Raw genomic sequence first — 18,069 nt, 5'->3', positions numbered from 1 at the left:
GCCCGACCGGGCCCACGGCGCACCACCCTCAGCAGACGGAACCCGTGCGGGGGCCGAGACCCCGACCGGCCGCAGGACCGAATACCCGCTGCTCCCGGCAGCGGATCGGCCCTCGTCTCCTCCCTTGCCGGCGGAGCACGTCCCCGTACTCCCGCACCGTCCAGACGCGTTACGCGCCACGATGTGCGAGGCACACGATGACCTCCCGCCCGGATCCCGGCGTACCGGCAACCAGCCCCGGCGAGACGACGCTCGGCGACCACGTACTCGGTCAACTACGGCGCCTGGGCGCCACGGTGGGCCTGAGCGAGGCGGACATCGAACTGTACGGAAATGTCCTGATCGACTCCCTCGCAGGCGCCGCCCACCGGCCGCTGTTTCTGCCACCGGCCTCGCCCACCTTCCTCTCCGATGACCACACCCCCGTCGAGTTCTCCCTCGCCAGTGCTCCGGACGCCGCCCCGGCCCTGCGCGTGCTCGTGGAGCCCGGGTGGGCCCACAGCGACATGGTCGACAGCGGCCGCGCCGGGCTTGCGGTCATCCGCGCCATGGGCGCCCGCTGGGGCTTCGCCACCGACCGACTCGACGCCCTCGCCGACCTGTTCTTCCCCGCTGCAGCACAGGGCCCCTTGGCCCTGTGGTACGCGCTCGATCTGCGCGCTGGAGGGGTCCCAGGGGTCAAGGTCTACCTGAACCCCTCCGCCTCCGGCCCGGAAAGCGCGGCCCGCACCGTGCACGAGGCACTGCGGCGGCTCGGCTACGGCCAGGCCTTCGAGCAACTGCCCCCGGGGGCCGGCTATCCGTTCCTCGCTCTGGACCTGGGCGCCTGGACGTCCCCCCGCGTCAAGGTCTACGTGAGACACCCGCGCATGTCAGCCGATGACGCCTGCGCGCTCAGCCGTACCTCCGGAGCCGCAGCGGCCGACATCCGCTACTTCTTCCACGCGGCCGCGGGCTCCCTCGCGCCGTCCGAGCGCGGCGGGAACGACATCCTGCGACTGGTACGGCGGCCGGCGCTCACCTGCCACTCCTTCACCGAAGGCGACAGCAACCCGAGCGGCTTCACGCTCCACATCCCCGTTCGCGACTACGTGCGCGATGACGAAGAGGCCCTCGCCCGCGCCACAGCACTGCTGACCCGGGCCGGCCTGGACCCCACCGTCCTGAACCGAAGTCTGGGAGCGCTCACACAGCGAACCCTCGCCGACGGCGTGGGGCTGATCGCCTACCTGGCCCTGGTGTACGAGCGCAACCGGCCGCCCCGGCTCACCGCCTACCTGAGTTCCGAGGCCCACCGCGTCCGGCCGCCGCAGGAGCAGTACCCGCGGGGCACCTGGATGCCTGCGCAACTCACCCAGAGCGTCCTGGACCTCGGGCACCAGGCCGTCGGCCACATCAGCCCGCCCACCGCACAGAAGGAAGTCACGTGGAGCCCTACCGCATCAAGGTCGTAGAACCTCTTGCTTTCACCACCCGGGAGGAGCGCGAGGCCGCGCTGAAGCGGGTCGCCTACAACCCCTTCGATCTGCGGGCCGACGAAGTCACCATCGACCTGTTGAGCGACTCCGGGACCGGTGCCATCTCCGCAGACCAGCTCGCCGCAGGAATGCAGGGCGACGAGTCGTACGCCGGCAGCCGCTCCTTCTACCGGTGGCACGAGGTCGTCTCCGAACTCACCGGCTACCCCCACATCCTGCCGGCCCACCAAGGCCGCGCGGCCGAGCGCATCCTCTTCTCCTCGCTGCTGCGGCCTGGCACGAGTGTGCTGTCCAACACCCACTTCGACACCACCCGCGCCAACGTCGAACTGACTGGCTGCACGGCGTACGACCTGCCCTGCGCCGAGGCGAAGGACCTCGACAGCGACTTTCCGTTCAAGGGCAACATCGACCTGATCGCCCTCGAACAGGCCCTGGAGAACGCGGACCGGACGCCCGTTGGGGCCGTGCTGATGACCATCACCAACAACGGTGGCGGGGGCCAGCCGGTCAGCATGGACAACCTGCACCGCACCGCCGAACTGTGCCGCCGTCACAACGTGCCGATGATCCTCGACGCCGCCCGGTTCGCGGAGAACGCCTGGCTGGTGACCCAGCGCGAACCCGGCTACGCCGACCGCACCCCGCGCCAGGTCGCCGAGGAAGCCTTCCGCCTCGCCGACGGCTGCGTCATGAGCGCGAAGAAGGACGGGATCGTCCACATTGGCGGCTTCATCGGTCTGAAGGACGCCGAACTCGCCGAGCGGTGCGGGGGACTGCTCATCGCCACCGAAGGATTCACCACCTACGGCGGTCTGTCCGGACGTGACCTCGACATGATGGCCCGCGGCCTCCTCGAAGTGACCGAGCCGGCCTACCTCGCCGAGCGTGCCGACATAGCCGCCCATCTCGCCGCACGCATCCGCGAGGCCGGCGTCGACATCGTGGAACCCGCCGGTCTGCACGCCCTCTACGTCAACGCCGGGCGCCTCCTGCCCCACATCCCCCCGCACCAGTACCCCGGCACCGCACTCGTCTGCGAGCTCTATCTGCGCGGAGGCATCCGCTCGGCGGAGCTGGGGTCGCTGTACCTCGGTGAAGAGGACGAGCACGGCAACCCTGTCAAGACGGCGCCCTACGAACTTGTACGGCTGGCTCTCCCCCGACGGGTCTACACCCGCAGCCACTACGACCACGTTGCCGCCACCCTGGCAGATATCGCGAAGAATCCTGAATCGGTCCGTGGCTACCGGGTTACGGGCCAGTCCCCGATCCTCCGACACTTCAGCATCAAGCTGGAGCCCGTGAAGTCCGGCGACTGATCAGCACTCTTCGTTGTTTACGACGCGAGCCCAGCCATCAAGATCCTGAAGCAGTGCAGGTCTTTCGGCTGTACCGGTCCAGCGACAGTGCGGCGGCCACGGGAAGGCCCCACCCTGGTGGGCGAATTCGAGGAGTCGTTGCAACACTGCTGGTCAACTGGCTGGGCCCAGTAGCTTAGCGAGGCGCTCGGCTGGGGTTTCCCAGTCGAGCGTTTTGCGTGGGCGGCTGTTGAGTTCTGCGGCGACGGCGGCCAGGTGCTCGGGGGCGTGAGCGGACAGGTCGGTGCTTGAGATCGTGGACCCGAACCTGCAGACGCCGTCTCCTGAGCATGTCCAAGAGAGGGAGGGCGTGCCGGTAGGCCGCTGACCAGGTGATGTCGGTGCCGCCATGAGAGGCCCTAGGTCGGGTGCGCCTGCACGACGCTCGGGCGTCGTGTTTTCACGTACCTGGCCAATAAGGGTGTGCCGGATCACCTTTTGGCTCGGTGGGCGGGACACACGCACGTCCTGACCACGGAGAGGTGGTACGTCAAGCCGGGTGTGGAGGAACTTCGTGGAGCTGCCACAGTGTGGGGTGGGTGGGCTGCATGGGGCGGGGGAGGACATACCGGGGTCGTGAGTGATTGTGAGAGATGGGAGTCTGGACGGGTGAGTGAGACGACGGCAGAGACCCTGCAATACCGCTTTGACGGGCCGGAAGACGCACCAGTTCTGGTGATCGGCCCCTCCCTCGGTACCACCTGGCACAGGTGGTAGATGGCGTCTTGTGGCGTCCACGTGGTCCAGTTCGACGCTGTTCACGCGGGTTTGGTCTCGGTGGTCCAGGTGCGTCGACGTTGTTGGTGACACGGACGTGACAGATGTTGCCCCCCGTCGGCCTGCGGGGCCGCTGGCGCGGTACTGGTCGGCCGTGGCCTGGGAGATGCTTCCGGTAGCTGAGGCGCGCCCCAGAATTCGAACAGCTGTAGGCATCGTGGCGTGGGATGGCTACGATCGCAGTCGCTCGTCCGCGACCTGTTGTGGGTGCAAATTGTGCAGCGAGAGGGCGGTGGGTGACCGATGTGGAGCTGTTCGGGGAGGTGGTCGATGATCGTGCGAGTGTCCGTACTAGCCTTGCCGTTCGTTTGGGCGCGTTCCCGTGTCTAGGGCCGGTTGAGGTCCGTTGGCTTTGTTGCTGAGGCTGCTCCCGGTGGCGCGTGGCAAGCGGTAAGGATGGGCGCGCACAGCCCTGCTGGAAGAGCGTCGATGCGGGACGAGAGCGGGTTGGTCGATGGCAATCGCGGCACGAGAGTCCTTGGGTGTGGTTGCGGGAGCGCTGGCTCCCGGCGATCTCGTACCCCGCGAAGCGAGCCTGGCGGTCGTTGAAGCCTTGGGGGCGAAGGTCGTGGCGGCCTACCGATTCGAGGCGCGAGAGCGGGAGCGGCGGGCGGCTGCGGGGATGAAACCGCTGACGCGGCCGGATGCCTTGAACCTCTTGATGGCGCTGCCACTCGGAGAGCCTGTTCCTGCCGGGTCACTGAGCGACAGGGAGCGCCGAGCGTTGAAGTGCCTTCCGAAGGGGGCTGTGGTTCGGCGCGACGGATTGATTACCCGTCTGGCGACCCAGCCGGTGCATGTCGACATGGTGTTCGTGTCTGGACGCGGCTGGGAGTCGGCGATGGAGCAGGCCGAGCGGTTCACGCCATTCACTGCTCGTGCCGTACTGATCGATGGTGTGTTGAGGCGCAAGGAGGAAGCTGTGATGCGTGCAGCCTTCTATGGCATCGGATTGCTCCGTGTCCAAGGGGCAACCGTGGAGGTTGTTGTGCCGCCGAGCCCCTTTGTTCGCAAACGTCATACGGTGGCCAACTGGAAGTTCCTGGAGGATGTCCACCGTCAGCTGTCCTAAGCTCTCTGCCCGATTTCGATTAGGGAGAGACGGGCAGCGTTGCCCACGTCTTCAGCGGCGGCGGTACTTGGAACCCGGACCTGGGGCTTGCGCCCACTTCGAAGCGTTGGTTTTCCAGTCCGTAGCGGTCGACGGCTGCCGCGCATTTGTTGCGCCACCACGTCTTGCGCTCGCTGCCGGCGCGGTGGCCGGCCATGTCGCTGACCCATTCGCTCCAGGTGAGGATGTTGTGGTTCTCGGCCTCACGCCGCGTGTCGCCGTCGGAAAGGTAGAAACGCTCGAGACCGCGCCCGTCGCACTCCTCGCAGTCGCAGGTTGCCGGGTCGGCGTTGCCGTAGACGTTGGACAGAAATTCGGCGCCCTTGAAGCACATTAACTGCGGCATTAGGACGTGCGGGTATGTGGGCCCGCCGCCGCGCTTTCCTATCCGGGGTTTCTCGTCGGGCGGTATCGCGTGGCGGAGCGAGCTCTGGGCACCGATTCCCGCACAGAAGGCGCCGTGCGCCATCACGTCGAGGGCTGCGAGGTCTGTGCGCAACAGTGACATGTGCTCGACCTCGGTGAACAACCGCCGGAGGTTGGCCGGAATGTCCTTCGCCTGTTCCAGCGGGTCGAACTGGCGGAAGAGGATGAGGGCTTTGGGGTGGTGGATCTTGGCGCAGACCGCGATCAGCTGACTGATGTTCTCCCGGTTGAGCCAGGTGGCGTCGATCGGGAGGGATATCAGGGTGTCTGCTCGCTCGATTCGGTTGGCTTCCCGCATTACTGCTTTGAGCGTCCGGGAGTTCGCCGGCGGTATGTAGCCGGTGGGCGTCAGTGCTGCGCTTGCCCCTCGAGCCTTCTGGAAGTTCAAGGAGTCGTGCACGGTGGCGAACAGTTCGTCGGGAGGCGCCATGAACGGTTCCTCCGCCGTTGCCGTGTACGTGGTGTAGGCGGCGCTGTCGATCAGGAGAGTTCCTGTGTAGCCGACATCGGCGCGGAGCTGGAAGGCGCGTGCGTCGGCGTTGGCGCCGGTCATGACGACACCGCTCAGGTCATCATCAAGGGCAGGACGAGGCCGAGGGGTGTACCGGGCATGTTCGTGCAGTAGCACGCGTCCCTGCAGGAGTGGCACCGCTGCCACGGTGTGGTCGAGCGTCTTCACGGCGGGCGGCCGCCGCCTCGGATCGGGGGCGTTGCTCATGAATCACCTCGCAGAAGGGTCCGGCACGTCCTTGTGTCCGGACGAAGAAGCGCACAGGTAGATCTCGTGGAACTCCTCACGCCCCAGACCCGCCAGGTGAGCGGTCTCGGTCGCACTGAGGTGGTGCTGTCCTGCAAGCCGGGTGACGGCCTGAGCGATATGGCGCGGGGTCTCGCGCCGGATGACGATCGGTTCGCTTGTGCGGTAGCCGAGTGCGGACAACTCGACCATGAGCGTGCGGTACTGCCATTCGGTGATCACGCCCAGGTCCACAGCACGCCGGATGAGAGCGGCCATGGAGACCCCCCAGCGGGCTTTCAGATCCATGAGGCGGGCGATGTCGATGCCGGGCTTCAGCTCGCTCAGGATCTCCTCGTGCGGCATGAGAAACTCGGCGGCGAACCGGTCGGCTTGTGCCTCCTGAGTACGGCCCTCGCCCGGTTCCTGGTGCATGATCAGATGGCCCAGCTCGTGAGCGAGGCTGAAGCGTGAACGATCACCAGGCACAGCGGAGTTGAGAAGAACCAGCGGCGTCCGGCCGCGCGGCCACTGGCTTACAGCGTCGAGTCCCGTGGTGCCCAGGTCGCGGACTACGACCAGGGTGCCGGCGTCTTCGAGCACCTCGACCAGGTCGGCGATGGGGCCGGCGGGAACGTTCCACTCCTCGCGTACCGTTTCCGCGGCGTCCGCGGGGGTGTCGAAGTCGTTGACCTCAATGGGCCTGAACCGGTGGGGATGGCTGAGGTCTGCCGCCTGCGTTACCGCTTCGACCTGGAGGCGGGTGAGCGTCAGCGTCGCATGGATCCGGCGCAGTGCGGGGGCGCCCAGTGAGGCCCGCTTACGGTGGTGGATCAGCCCGATGCCTGCCCCGGCCGTGTCGGTGGCCTGGCACAGCATCTCGGGGGTGAAGCGAAGTGCGGCGGCGAACAGGAGTACCCGCTCCGCCCGGACCGGGATGCGTCCGGCTTCGGCCCGGCTTACGTACCCCTGCGAGATGCGGTTGCCCTCCACGTGCGACATCTGCTCCGCAAGCTCGGACTGGGTCCACCCCCGAGAGTCGCGCGCCAGGCCGAGCATGGCGGGATCCGCCAGCAACTCCCTTTGATCACTCACGGTCCACCTCCAGCCCTGGCAAGTCATAACTCCGCTGAGGATACACGGTTTTATCCCTCAGAATATTCCGGACATGATCCGTAAAGTGTCATGCCTTCAGGGATACCACGCGCCACTGACAGTCCAACTGCACGTCTGGTGAGCGCTGTTGAGTGAGGGAGGGCTTCATCGGCATCTTCCGCCCGAGACGGTGGATCGTTGCGCAGATCAGGAGGTCGCTTCGCGGAGGAACTTAGGGTTGCCATATCGTGTTCGTCACGGCTGTATCTCTCGCATGTTCGCCGCCATCAACGGCGGACGACGTCAGAAACCCCGCCAGGGCCCGGGTATCCGACCGAACACCTACGCGGAGCGGACGTGCGTCAGGCCATCTCCCAGCGACACAGGTGCGGAACATCGCTGCGCACGCGGAGATCGCTCATGGCGCGGGATCGCCTGGACCCGAAGACCTCGTTGGTTTCGCACACGCGGAGATCGCTCTGTCGGGCGACAGGCCCCGGAACGAGAGTGATGCAGTCGACGGGCCGGTCCCAGAAGACGTACTGAACGCTGTCGTGACGGTGCCGGCGGACTGGGCCCGTTCGACCGGCGGCTTCCGCTGGCTTCGTTGGACGCTGCATCGGTACCCCGATGTTGGGCTCGGTGGACGCCGCCGTCTGCACTGCAGCTATGAGCGCAAGGCCGAGCACTTCCTTGCCTTCGGAGGCATCGCAAGCACCTTGCCGAGTTGTGAAGCAAATGCGCTTGTTCGCTGTTCGTCTTCGCGCATGTGTAGTCGCGACTGGGCGTCGGCTGCCGAATGTTCTCCATCGACGGTCAGGTTTGAACGCAGAGCCCGATGTGTTGTGAGGGGCGGGAGCATGGGTGGGTGCTGTTCCGGGTCCGAGGTCTGACTCATGACATCTCTGACCGAAGTGCGACTGTGTCCAGCTTTCACAGTGTCGGCCGTTGGCCGGGGACGGTGCGTTGTCGGTGCCGGGCCGGCGGGTGTGTCCCGATAGGGGCCTGCCGATCATTGTGGCGTCCTCACGACTCTGACCGTCCGATCCGGACCGGCACCGGCACCGCGATATGCCATCGGACCGGAAGGAGAACGGGCATGTCCAGTTCGACCGTGTCCATTACGTCGCCTGCTCCGCAGGCTCGCCGTCGCCGCCCTGCGGGGGAGGTGATTTTGGGAGTGGATACGCACCGGGATGCTCATGTGGCTGCGGTGCTTTCCGTGACGGGGGCAGTCCTGGCCACCGATGAGTTCCCGGCCACCGCAGCGGGATACCGCGATCTGCTGAAGTGGGCACGGACGTTGGGCGGGGTGGGGCGGGCCGGTGTGGAGGGGACCGGCTCCTACGGGGCGTCACTGTCGCGCTATCTGCTGGCTCAGGGCGTGGACGTGTTCGACGTGAATCGTATGGACCGGGCAGATCGCCGTCGGCGCGGCAAATCGGATCCGCTCGATGCGCAGAACGCGGCGCGAGCTGTATTGAGCGGGCGGGCCCGCGCCAGGGCCAAGTCGGGCGATGGGCCGGTACAGATCGCGAGAATGTACAAACTCACGAAGGCCTCCGCCGTAAAAGCCCGCACGCAGGCCATCAACCAGCTCAAAGCTATCCTCATCACTGCCGACCCCGCCTTGCGGGAGGAACTGGCGGGCCTGGGCAATGCCGAACTCTTCCGTCGCTGTGCACGGTTCGCCGACGTGAGCGCTCAGGAGGAGATGGGCGAGGAGGGGGTGTTGCTGGCCACTCGAGTCGCGCTGGGTCTGCTGGCTCACCGGATCGGCCAGCTTTCCGAGCAGATCCGGGATGTGGACGCTCGTCTGGCCCGGCTCGTGAACTGGTACGCCCCGCAGTTGCTCGATGTGGTGGGGATCGGTCCGGACACGGCTGTCACTTTGCTGATCACGGTGGGGGACAACCCGGAACGGCTGGACAGTGAGGCGTCCTTCGCCGCGTTGTGCGGGGTCAGCCCGGTCGAGCGTTCCTCGGGACGCCGGCAGTTCCGTCGCCTCAACCGCGGTGGTGACCGGCAGGCAAATGCCGCGCTCCACCGCATCGTGTTCACCCGCCTGCGGGTCGACCCGCGCACGCAGGACTACTACGAGCGCCGGATCAAGGAGGGCAAAACCCGCCGCGAAATCGTCCGCTGCCTCAAACGCTACGCGGCCCGGGAGGTGTTCCACCTGGTCGGACAACTGCAGCCAGGAACCCGTTCATAGGAGAGGCCGGCGACATTCGCGGTTGCCCTATGGACGGCTCCGCCGTGTATGCAAGGGTGGTAACCGGCGCGCCTGTGCTTTCTCGTGGCGAGCGGGGGCGCAGGGGGTTCACCTTTGCCCCGGGCGCGGAGGTGAGGGGCCTTGTCGGCTGCTCAGTTCCACGAACAGGGCAACGCCGCCATGCGCTTCAGGTGCAGCACCATCGAGCTGGAGATGGCCATCGCCGTGAGCAACTCCAGAGCGCCAGGGCGGCCTGAACATCTGGGTTCTGGACGGCCGTTTCCGGAAGCGATTCGCGGTGAGACCTCTACTAACACGGTGCGCGTCACCATCGAACCGCAGGTCTCGACTGGAGGGGAAATTGCCTACCGGGTTGAGGACTGACTCAGGCCCAAAGGCTTCGGCTCGGTCTGAGCACATCCCTGAGTTGAGCGCCCTTGTCGGTAAAGGCCATGACGGTGTCAGAGTCTCCTCGTATCTTCAGACCATGACCGTCACTGCACGCCAGGAGCTTGTGAGTCCAGCAGTCCGCAACGCCATCCGCTCGCTTGCGACAGATCTGACCATCCGGATCGTGTCTGAACTGTGGCAGGATCACGGGTTCGTCCCTATCCCGCCCGATGAGCTGAAGTACCAGGACCCGGGGCAGCGGCGTACGGAGTTCATGCTCTACGCCGAGGGCGTGGACTGGTCGGATCAGAACCAGGTCCGGCGTGCGCTGTTGGTCTTCGAGGACTTCATTCGCGCGTGTAGGAACCCTGATGAGCAGGGCACCCCCAGGTGGCTGGAGGACATCCGAGTCCGGCTGGAGCGCGACGGGTTCACTCTCGACAAGGAGGGACGGATCACGTGGCCCAACCCGCCGGTGCTGGTCCGGGACCTCAGTACTCTCAGCGACGCCTCCGGGATCACGATCGAGCTGGAGCGTATCCGGCGAGATCTGACGACCGACTCGCAGGGGGCCATTGGGGCGGCTAAGCAGCTTATCGAGGCCACGGCAAAGACGGCACTTCAGGAGCTGAAGATCGAGGTCGACAAGAACGCTGCCCTCCCCTCGCTGATCAGCATGGTCCACAGGGAGCTGAAGCTCGATGCCGCTTCTGCAGCCGAGGGGCCGGACGGCAGCAAGGCCATCAAGAAGATCCTTTCAGGGGCTGTGAACATTGCCGTGGGCGTCGCGGAGCTGCGCAACCAGGGCTTCGGCAGCGGTCACGGCCAGGCGAGTGCGCCGTCAGGACTCGGGGTTCGCCATGCGCGCTTGACGGTCAACGCCGCTGTGACCTGGTGTGAGTTGATTCTCGACACTTTGTCTGACCCTGCCGCCCCGTGGCGTAAGGGCAAGGTCTGATCGCTGCTAAGTCTGCGGACCTTCCCCGAACCTCCCGGCTTGAGAAGAGGGCGCTCCCGGGCCGGTAACGCTGTCGGCCAAGCCGAGCGTCAGGTGGCGGCGAGTTCGCGCCCGGGACGGGCTGCCCCAGATCTTGTGGTGAGCCGACTGCTCGTAGAGTGAGGGCATGGTCGTTGCTGCTTCAAACTTACGTATAAGTCCAGTAGGGCAGGGGAGTTGCTCGCCGGGACCGTCTGGGGACCTCATCACTCGTGACGAGGTTGAGCTGAGGGTGGCTGGGCTGAAAGCCATGGCCGATCCGGCCAGGCTGCAGATTCTTCATTTGATCCAGCAGGCCCCTGCAGGAGAGTTGTGCGTGTGTGACCTGACGGATTCGCTGGGGCTGAGCCAGCCCGCGGTGAGCCGTCATCTTAAGATTCTGGCGATGGCCGGTCTTCTTGCGCGTGAGCAGCGAGGCACGTGGGCCTGGTTCTCCCTGGTTCCCTCAGCGCTGCGAGACTTGCAGGACCGCGTCTTTGGCTCCCTCGTGCCGCACTAGGCGTTACGAGGTTGGGTCGATTTCCTTGATGAGGGCTTCGACGAGGGTTCTGATTTCGTCGCGGATAGGGCGGACTGCTGCGACGCCCTGTCCGGCGGGGTCTTCGAGCTGCCAGTCGAGGTAGCGCTTGCCGGGGAAGACGGGGCACGTGTCCCCGCAGCCCATCGTGATGCAGACGTCCGAAGCCCTTACCGCGTCGACGGTGAGGATCTTCGGTGCCTGGTCTGAGATGTCGATGCCGACCTCTGCCATGGCCTCCACCGCGGCCGGGTTGACCGTGTCACCGGGTGCGGAGCCGGCGGAGCGGACCTCGATGCGGTCGCCGGCGAGGTGGCGGAGCCAGGCAGCGGCCATCTGGGAGCGGCCGGCGTTGTGGATGCAGACGAACAGTACGGACGGTCTGACGGGCATTGTTTGCTCCTGTTGGTATGGGTGTGTGCCCGGTGGTCTGCCTCGCGGATGATCCTGATGTGTCACCATCAATCTCATGCTGACATCGGTCGACGCTGAGGTTGTGCGGGCGCTTGCGGACCCGCTCAGGCTGCGGATTGTGACGTTGCTGGCCCGGGAGGCGTTGTGTACGACGCATCTGGTGGCCGAGACCGGTGCGCGCCAGACCAACCTCTCCAACCATCTGCGGGTGTTGCGTGAGGCAGGTGTGGTGGAGACCGAACCGTGTGGCCGCTTCACCTACTACAAGGTCCGGCCCGAGGCGCTTGAAGCACTCGCATCCTTCTTCGGCGGCCTGGCGCAGAGTGTGTACAACGCCGGAAACGCCCGGCGCCCCTGCCCGTAACTCCCCTCTGAACGGGAGATTCCGCATTCGCCAGTGCACGTGTGGTGTGTCCCCCTTGCCTGCCGACGAGCGGTTGACCGCATCCTGATGGGTCGTGCCCGTTCCGGAGCAGTGTGCTGCTCCGGAACGGCAGGTACATCGAAGTACGCCGATTCAATGACGCTGGTGCTACCCCAGCTCAATGGTTGCTAACCCTCTTCACCCCATGCCTTTGCGGACCGCGTGACCTGGGGAGTTCGGTGCGCCGGACCGCATTTGCGAAACGCCAACTCTGGCCGTTTGCACCGGTGACCGGGCCTTCCGTGCTGCATGGATCGGATCGCGCCACCGGGAGGGTGTCACATTGCGCCACTGTCCGGGGGTGCGTACCAGCTATTCATCGATCTATTGACATACATCGTTTAATGCTGGGAGTGTTCCGCCGTCGGACTGACAGGGCCGTCACCGACCAGGCCCGGGTCTCTGCCGGCCCGGCTGTTTCGTCGCTCACTCTGACCACTCCCTGGGGGGACGTGTGACCACACCCCGTGTGCTCGTGGCTTCTGCTTTCGAGGCGGAGCTCCAACCTCTGACCTCTGCCTGCGTGGCGGCTGCTCTGCGTGATCACGGCGCTGACGTGGTGGGCTGGGACGCCCATCTGCAGCCTGACGCATTGCCTGAGGGCCCGTTCGATCTCACCTTGGTCTCGGTGCAGCAGTTCGAGGGTCTGGAGCGCGGTATCGCCCTGGCCCGGCGTGTCAGCGAGGCGTACGGCACCCTGGTGGTGACGTTCGGCCAGTACGCGCAGATGAATCATCGTGAATTCCTCCAGGTCGTGAGCGGGGTGGCGATGGAGGAGCCGGAACTGATCGCCGAGGACCTGGTCCACCTCGCTTCCGGGACCATGCCCCTGGGCGAGGTGCCGGCGCTCATGACAGCCGGCGGGATGCGTCCCAAGCCGCCGCGCCGCCGGATCAGCGTGGCCGCCCCGGCCAGGGAGCTGTTCCCCTCGCTGGTGCACTACCCGGCCCACCACACCCCGTACGGGCTGATGGGCAACATTGAGGCGTCCCGCGGCTGCCACCACAAGTGCACCTACTGCTCGGTGTACGGGGCCTATGACGGCGGGGTGGCAGCCTTCGACGGCGACACCGTCCTGGCCGACGCCCTGCAACTGGCCGAGGAAGGCGTACGGCACTTCTGCTTCATCGACGCGGAGTTCTTCAACTCCCGCACCATTGGTGTCGGTGTCGTCGAGCGGCTCGTCGAGGCGATCGGGCCGATCACGTTCGAGTTCACCACCCGCGTCGACCACGTCCTGGACTACACCAAGGAACTGCAGAAGCTCGTCTCGCTGGGCCTGCGCAAGGTGACGTGCGCGCTGGAGTTCCCCTCCAACCGAATCCTGCGGATCTTCGACAAGCACATCGACGTCGACCACATGAAGCAGGCGGTGGCGGAAGCCGAACGCATCGGCTTCGAGCTGTTTCCCACCTTCATTCCCTTCACGCCATGGATCGAGTACGAGGAACTCCTCGGGTTCGAGGACTGGCTGGTGGAGACGGGGCTGGCCCGGGTCACCGACCCCACGGCTCTGCAGACGCGGCTGCTGCTGTTCAAGGGGTCCCCGCTGCTGTCCTCGCCGTGGATGGAAGACATCGCCACCGTCGACCGCGGTTTCTGGGTGGAGTGGACCCACCCCGACAAGCGCGTCGAGGAACTGTGGCAGGACCGGCGCACCGATGCCGAGGACGCAGGCAAGATCCGCTGTTGCGTGAAGTGCTGACCCGCCCCCTCACACGCGAAGGACACTGACATGGGTGGATCACCCCGCATCGTCATCTCCACCGGCCAGACCCTGCCCGACATGGACTGGTCCGGCGAACTCGACCGCCTCACCGACTCCTGGCCCTACCTGGGACCCACCTGGCTGCGGGCCACGGAGAAGGTCCTGCCCGAGGCCCAGCCCTGGCACACGATCGCCACCCGCGCGCGGGGCGAACTGGCCCTGCTGCCGGGATACATCATCACCAACCCGCCTGTCGTCGACCACGAGCCGCGCACCTACCTGGGCTGGCAGGCCCCCAGCGGTGAGGAAGTGTGCTGCGGCGCGGAGACGGATGCCGCCCGCAGCGCGGCAGTCGACGCCCTGGGTACTGAGCCGTTCTTCCCGACCCTCCTGCTCGGGTCTCCGCTGGGCTACCGCACAGAGGTCGCCTACAACTTCTGGACGCCCACCCTCATGGGTGCGATCGTCGACAAGCTCGTCCCGGCGGCCTTCGAGGCGGGCATCCGCTGCATCGCCGCCCCGTGGATACCCGACAGGCGAGGCAACGAGGCCCTGGTCACCGCACTGAACGCGGCCGGCGGTCACAGCGCCTTCTGGGGCTTCGAGGACTTCATGAGCCTGGACGCGGGCAGCTGGGAAGGACACCTGGCCGCGCTGCCGCTGAAGAAGCGCCAGCGCATCAAGGGTGACGTGCGCCGCGCCCTGGCGGCAGGCGTCACCATCGAGCGTGTCGACGGCGAGAACATCCGCCCCTACACGGCCCGGATCGCCGAACTGACCTGCCTCAACCGGGAGAAGAACGGTGCGGGCGAGGAGCCCGGGCACATCGCCGGCATCCTCACCACGCTGATCGACGAGGGCGCCGACGTACGCGCCTACCTCGGCTACAAGGACGGCGCCCTGGTCGCCACCTGCGTCACCGTACGCAAGAACCACCGCCTGTTCCCCAAGTGGGCCGGCTTCGACTACGCCGCGATCGGCGAACGCAGCGGCATCTACTTCGCCCTGGTCCTGGACGCACCCGTCAAGGACGCCTACGCCGAAGGGCTGCGCACCGTGGAGTTCGGCGCGGGCGCCCACCAGGCCAAGGCCCTGCGCGGCTGCACCCCGAGGAAGGTCACCACCACTCTGGTGCTGTCCGACCCCGACCTACGTCCCCAGGCTGCCACCTGGCTGGATGCCTTTGGCGCCAGCCGCCGCATCGCGTTCGGTGACACGACAGCCGCACCCTCCCAGCCCGCACCCCTCACCCTGCTCGGCCAGAGCCCGGACGGGGGCTGCTGCTCCACCGGCTGACCCCCTCCCAGGCTTTCGAATCGGACCAGAAGGAACGACATGATCACGTTCATTCCGCTGACCGGGTTCCTCGGGGCGGGCAAGACCACCACCATGACCGCAACCGCGCTGGCCCTGCAGGAAACCGGCCGCAAAGTCGCCGTCATCACGAACGACCAGGGCGTCGAGCTGGTCGACACCAAACTGGTCCGCAGCAAACTCGGCAGCGTCGCTGAAGTCACCGGCGGATGCTTCTGCTGCAAGTTCGAGGACCTCGTCGAGGCCGTCGTCGCCCTGGTCGACTCCGACGGAGTCGACGTCGTGATCGCCGAGGCCGTCGGCTCCTGCACCGACCTGCAGGCCACCGTCGTGCGCCCGCTGCGCCAGTACTACGGCGACAGCATGGTCGTCGCCCCCCTCACCACGGTCGTCGACCCGCTGCGCCACCTGGCCTTCGAGCGCGCGGCCCAGCGAGCCGAACCGGAATCGGACCTCTCCTACCTGTTCCGCCAGCAGCTCACCGAAGCCGACGTCATCGCCGTCAACAAACTCGACACCATCCCGGCGCCGCGGGCCGAGACTCTGCTGAAGGACCTGGCCGCCCAGTACCCCAACGCCACTGTTGTGGGCTACTCCGCCACCACTGGTGCCGGACTTGAGGACCTCACCGACGCCTGGCAGGCACCGGCGACCAACCAGGATGTCCAGCTCGACATCGACTACGACCGCTATGCCGCCGCCGAGGCGCAACTGGCCTGGATGAACCAGGAACTCGACCTCACCGCAGCAGTGGCGGGCACCGGCTTCGACGCCACCGCCTGGGCCGGCACCGTACTGGCCGGGCTCTCCCGCTGGGCACAGGAGAGCGACGCGGTGATCGGGCATGCCAAGCTCACCGTGGAGCTGCCCGACGGGGACTTCGCCAAGCTCAGCTGCACCCAGGCAGGAGCCGACCCCACGTGCGACCGCGCCGCGGCTGCCCATGCCGCGGCCGGCCGGGCGGTCGTCAACGCCCGCGTCGCCTGCGAGCCCGAGGCCCTCGACCAGGCCGTCACCGCAGCGGTCAAAGCCGCCGACGACAGCCACCAGGTCATGTCCTCCGCGACCGCACCGGTCTCCTTCAAGCCGTCCTATCCCCGCCCGGTCCACCGCCTCGCCCCCGCCGGCGCCTGACCCCCTTCCTCAAGGACTTCAGACATGAGTGACACCACCACCACGGCCTCGGGCACCTTGCAGGAAGAGGTCCGCGCCTACTACCGCGCCAAGGCCGAAGAGGCCGAGACCAGTGGCGCCTGCTGTTCCCCCGACCCCAATACCTTCGGCCCCGCCGCTTACGACGAGATCGGCCCCGGCGCCGCACCGGACACCGCCCTGCTCGCTTCCCTGGGCTGCGGCAACCCCAGCGCGGTCGCCGAACTGCGGGAAGGCGAAACGGTTCTGGACCTGGGCTCCGGTGGCGGACTGGACGTGATCCTGTCCGCACGCCGCGTCGGCCCCGACGGGCGGGTCTTCGGGCTGGACTTCCTTGAGGAGATGCTCGCTCTGGCGGCCCGCAACATCGAGGACGCCGAGATCGACAACGTGGTCCTCCTCAAGGGCACCATCGAGTCCATTCCGCTGCCCGCGAAGACCGTCGACGTCATCATCTCCAACTGCGTGATCAACCTGTCGCTGAACAAGCCGGCCGTGTTCGCCGAGATGGCCCGCGTGCTGGCCCCCGGCGGACGCCTGGGCATCAGCGACGTCGTGGCCGAGGACCGCCTCAGTCCCGACGAGCGGGCCCAGCGCGGCGGGCACAGTCAGTGCATCGCAGGCGCCCTGTCGGTGGGGGAGTACCGCGAACTCCTGGACGCTGTGGGCCTGAAGGACACCGAGATCGTCTTCACCCAGGAAGCCGCGGACGGCCTGCACGCCGCCATCATCCGCGCCCGCAAGCCCGTCGACAGCGAAGCCGACGCTCCGCAGGAGTGTGCCCCCGGGGGCACCTGCTGCTGATCCGCACCGCCGGATTCCGGGCCGCGGCCCCCTGATGGCCGCGGCCCCTTCACACACTGGAGACACCGCCATGTCTTTCACTGTCGTGCTCGTTTTCATCCTGGTAGCGGCCCTTGCCGCCGCCAACGGCAGCAATGACGTCCCCAAAGGCGTCGCCACCCTCGCCGGGGCGGGGGTGACCAAGTACCGCACCGCCATTGTGTGGGGCACCGTCACCACCCTCGCCGGATGCCTGTGCTCCCTGGCCCTGGCCGACCGCATGACCAAGCTCTTCTCCGCGGGCATCGTCACCGCTGAACCGACCGACGCATTCGCCGTCGCCGTGCTCGCCGGCGCGGTCGCCTGGGTCGCCCTCGCGACCGTCCTGCGCCTGCCCGTCTCCACCACCCACGCCCTGATCGGCGCCCTCCTGGGCGCCGGGATGCTGCTCGCATCCGACTCCATCGCCTGGAGCGCCATTCCGGAGAAGCTCATCATCCCGCTGCTCGTCAGCATCGGCATCGCCTACGCCATATCCCTGATCCTGGCCCTGGTCTTCAACCGCGGCGCCGCCTCCAAGCCCCCCACCACTGAGCCGGAAGCGACCGCCGAACCCGCATCCCCGGCCACCCCGGCAGGCGAGGGCGGAGCCGTGCTGGCCGCCGAACGCGTCAACGCCGCCCCGACCACCGCCACCGAGCCCCCCGCCGGGCGCGTCCTGGCCGCCGCGCACTGGCTCACCAGCGGTGCCACCGGCTTCGCCCGGGGCCTCAACGACACCCCCAAGATCGTCGCCATCGGCGCGTTCGCCCTGGTCCCGGCCGGCATGACGACCTGGCAAATCATGCTCCTGGTCTCCGGAGCGATGGCCCTCGGTTCCCTCACCGGTGGCATGCGCCTGGCCCAGCGCCTGGGTGAAGGCGTCATCCGCATGAACCACCGCGAAGGGTTCATGGCCAACATCACCACCGCCACCCTGGTCGGCCTCGGCGCCGGCTACGGGCTGCCCATGTCCACCACCCACACCTCGACGGGCGCCATCGCGGGCTCGGCCGGGGCCAACCTCAACCGTCTGAGCGGCAAGACACTGCGTCACTTCCTCATCGCCTGGCTGGTGACCCCACCCTTCGCCGCAGCGGTAGCCGCCCTGGTCTTCCTGGTGGCCCGCTAA

The 18,069-nt window shown here is 67.0% G+C and carries 16 protein-coding genes and 1 pseudogene; 14 read left to right on the top strand and 3 right to left on the bottom strand.

Annotated elements, in window-relative coordinates; genetic code table 11:
* The first annotated feature begins 197 nt into the window (after positions 1 to 197).
* The 3 genes from OG912_RS02945 (at position 198) to OG912_RS02930 (ending at position 4,688) form a co-directional block, all read left to right on the top strand.
* Complete coding sequence (locus OG912_RS02945) at positions 198 to 1,454, top strand: tryptophan dimethylallyltransferase family protein (RefSeq protein ID WP_327708022.1); 1,257 nt, start codon at positions 198 to 200, stop codon at positions 1,452 to 1,454.
* Positions 1,427 to 2,800 carry a tryptophanase gene (locus tag OG912_RS02940; RefSeq protein WP_327708021.1) on the top strand — a complete coding sequence of 458 codons (1,374 nt, stop codon included), beginning with the start codon at positions 1,427 to 1,429 and terminating at the stop codon, positions 2,798 to 2,800. Before OG912_RS02945 ends, OG912_RS02940 begins: the two co-directional genes overlap by 28 nt.
* A 1,270-nt stretch (positions 2,801 to 4,070) precedes the next feature.
* A complete protein-coding gene (locus tag OG912_RS02930; protein ID WP_326656722.1) occupies positions 4,071 to 4,688 on the top strand; it encodes a hypothetical protein in 618 nt (205 codons plus the stop codon).
* A 19-nt stretch (positions 4,689 to 4,707) separates the two neighbouring features.
* On the opposite strand, the gene OG912_RS02925 is transcribed toward OG912_RS02930, so the two are convergent.
* Together OG912_RS02925 and OG912_RS02920 are read right to left on the bottom strand one after the other, a co-directional pair.
* Positions 4,708 to 5,871 (bottom strand): hypothetical protein, encoded by a 1,164-nt coding sequence (locus OG912_RS02925; protein ID WP_327708020.1) that lies wholly within the window; start codon positions 5,869 to 5,871, stop codon positions 4,708 to 4,710.
* Between the two features lie 3 nt (positions 5,872 to 5,874).
* Positions 5,875 to 6,984 carry an ImmA/IrrE family metallo-endopeptidase gene (locus OG912_RS02920; protein WP_327708019.1) on the bottom strand — a complete coding sequence of 370 codons (1,110 nt, stop codon included), beginning with the start codon at positions 6,982 to 6,984 and terminating at the stop codon, positions 5,875 to 5,877.
* 638 nt (positions 6,985 to 7,622) lie between these two features.
* Here OG912_RS02920 and OG912_RS02915 point away from each other — a divergent pair.
* The 5 genes and pseudogenes from OG912_RS02915 to OG912_RS02895 form a co-directional block, all read left to right on the top strand.
* Positions 7,623 to 7,706, top strand: a pseudogene (locus tag OG912_RS02915) (IS5/IS1182 family transposase); the annotation flags it as partial.
* Between the two features lie 377 nt (positions 7,707 to 8,083).
* The gene (locus tag OG912_RS02910; protein WP_327708018.1) at positions 8,084 to 9,199 is read left to right on the top strand and encodes an IS110 family transposase; all 1,116 of its coding nucleotides are present in this window, start codon (positions 8,084 to 8,086) and stop codon (positions 9,197 to 9,199) included.
* Between the two features lie 141 nt (positions 9,200 to 9,340).
* Positions 9,341 to 9,583, top strand: coding sequence for a hypothetical protein (locus tag OG912_RS02905; RefSeq protein WP_327708017.1), 243 nt, complete (start codon positions 9,341 to 9,343; stop codon positions 9,581 to 9,583).
* Between the two features lie 103 nt (positions 9,584 to 9,686).
* Entirely contained in the window at positions 9,687 to 10,547 is an 861-nt protein-coding gene (locus tag OG912_RS02900) for an abortive infection family protein (RefSeq protein WP_327708016.1), read from the top strand.
* A gap of 166 nt (positions 10,548 to 10,713) precedes the next feature.
* Positions 10,714 to 11,085, top strand: coding sequence for an ArsR/SmtB family transcription factor (locus OG912_RS02895; protein WP_326656716.1), 372 nt, complete (start codon positions 10,714 to 10,716; stop codon positions 11,083 to 11,085).
* A gap of 3 nt (positions 11,086 to 11,088) precedes the next feature.
* On the opposite strand, the gene OG912_RS02890 is transcribed toward OG912_RS02895, so the two are convergent.
* Positions 11,089 to 11,496 carry an arsenate reductase ArsC gene (locus tag OG912_RS02890; RefSeq protein WP_327708015.1) on the bottom strand — a complete coding sequence of 136 codons (408 nt, stop codon included), beginning with the start codon at positions 11,494 to 11,496 and terminating at the stop codon, positions 11,089 to 11,091.
* Between the two features lie 76 nt (positions 11,497 to 11,572).
* On the opposite strand from OG912_RS02890, the gene OG912_RS02885 reads away from it, so the two are divergent.
* From OG912_RS02885 to OG912_RS02860, 6 genes are all read left to right on the top strand, one after another.
* Positions 11,573 to 11,881, top strand: coding sequence for an ArsR/SmtB family transcription factor (locus tag OG912_RS02885; protein ID WP_327708014.1), 309 nt, complete (start codon positions 11,573 to 11,575; stop codon positions 11,879 to 11,881).
* 514 nt (positions 11,882 to 12,395) lie between these two features.
* Positions 12,396 to 13,646, top strand: coding sequence for an arsinothricin biosynthesis radical SAM protein ArsL (arsL, locus tag OG912_RS02880; RefSeq protein WP_285570385.1), 1,251 nt, complete (start codon positions 12,396 to 12,398; stop codon positions 13,644 to 13,646).
* 30 nt (positions 13,647 to 13,676) lie between these two features.
* Entirely contained in the window at positions 13,677 to 14,945 is a 1,269-nt protein-coding gene (locus OG912_RS02875; protein ID WP_327708013.1) for a GNAT family N-acetyltransferase, read from the top strand.
* Between the two features lie 39 nt (positions 14,946 to 14,984).
* On the top strand, positions 14,985 to 16,097 hold the full coding sequence (locus OG912_RS02870) for a GTP-binding protein (RefSeq protein ID WP_327708012.1): 1,113 nt from the start codon (positions 14,985 to 14,987) through the stop codon (positions 16,095 to 16,097).
* A 24-nt stretch (positions 16,098 to 16,121) separates the two neighbouring features.
* Complete coding sequence (locus OG912_RS02865; RefSeq protein WP_327708011.1) at positions 16,122 to 16,919, top strand: methyltransferase domain-containing protein; 798 nt, start codon at positions 16,122 to 16,124, stop codon at positions 16,917 to 16,919.
* A gap of 70 nt (positions 16,920 to 16,989) precedes the next feature.
* Positions 16,990 to 18,069: an inorganic phosphate transporter gene (locus OG912_RS02860; protein WP_327708010.1), complete on the top strand. Its 1,080-nt coding sequence runs from the start codon at positions 16,990 to 16,992 to the stop codon at positions 18,067 to 18,069.

It is taken from the genome of Streptomyces sp. NBC_00464, assembly GCF_036013915.1.
In the GTDB taxonomy this organism is placed as follows: Bacteria; Actinomycetota; Actinomycetes; order Streptomycetales; family Streptomycetaceae; genus Streptomyces.
Note: the sequence above shows the minus strand (reverse complement) of the source record. Positions and strands in the feature narration are given on the sequence as shown.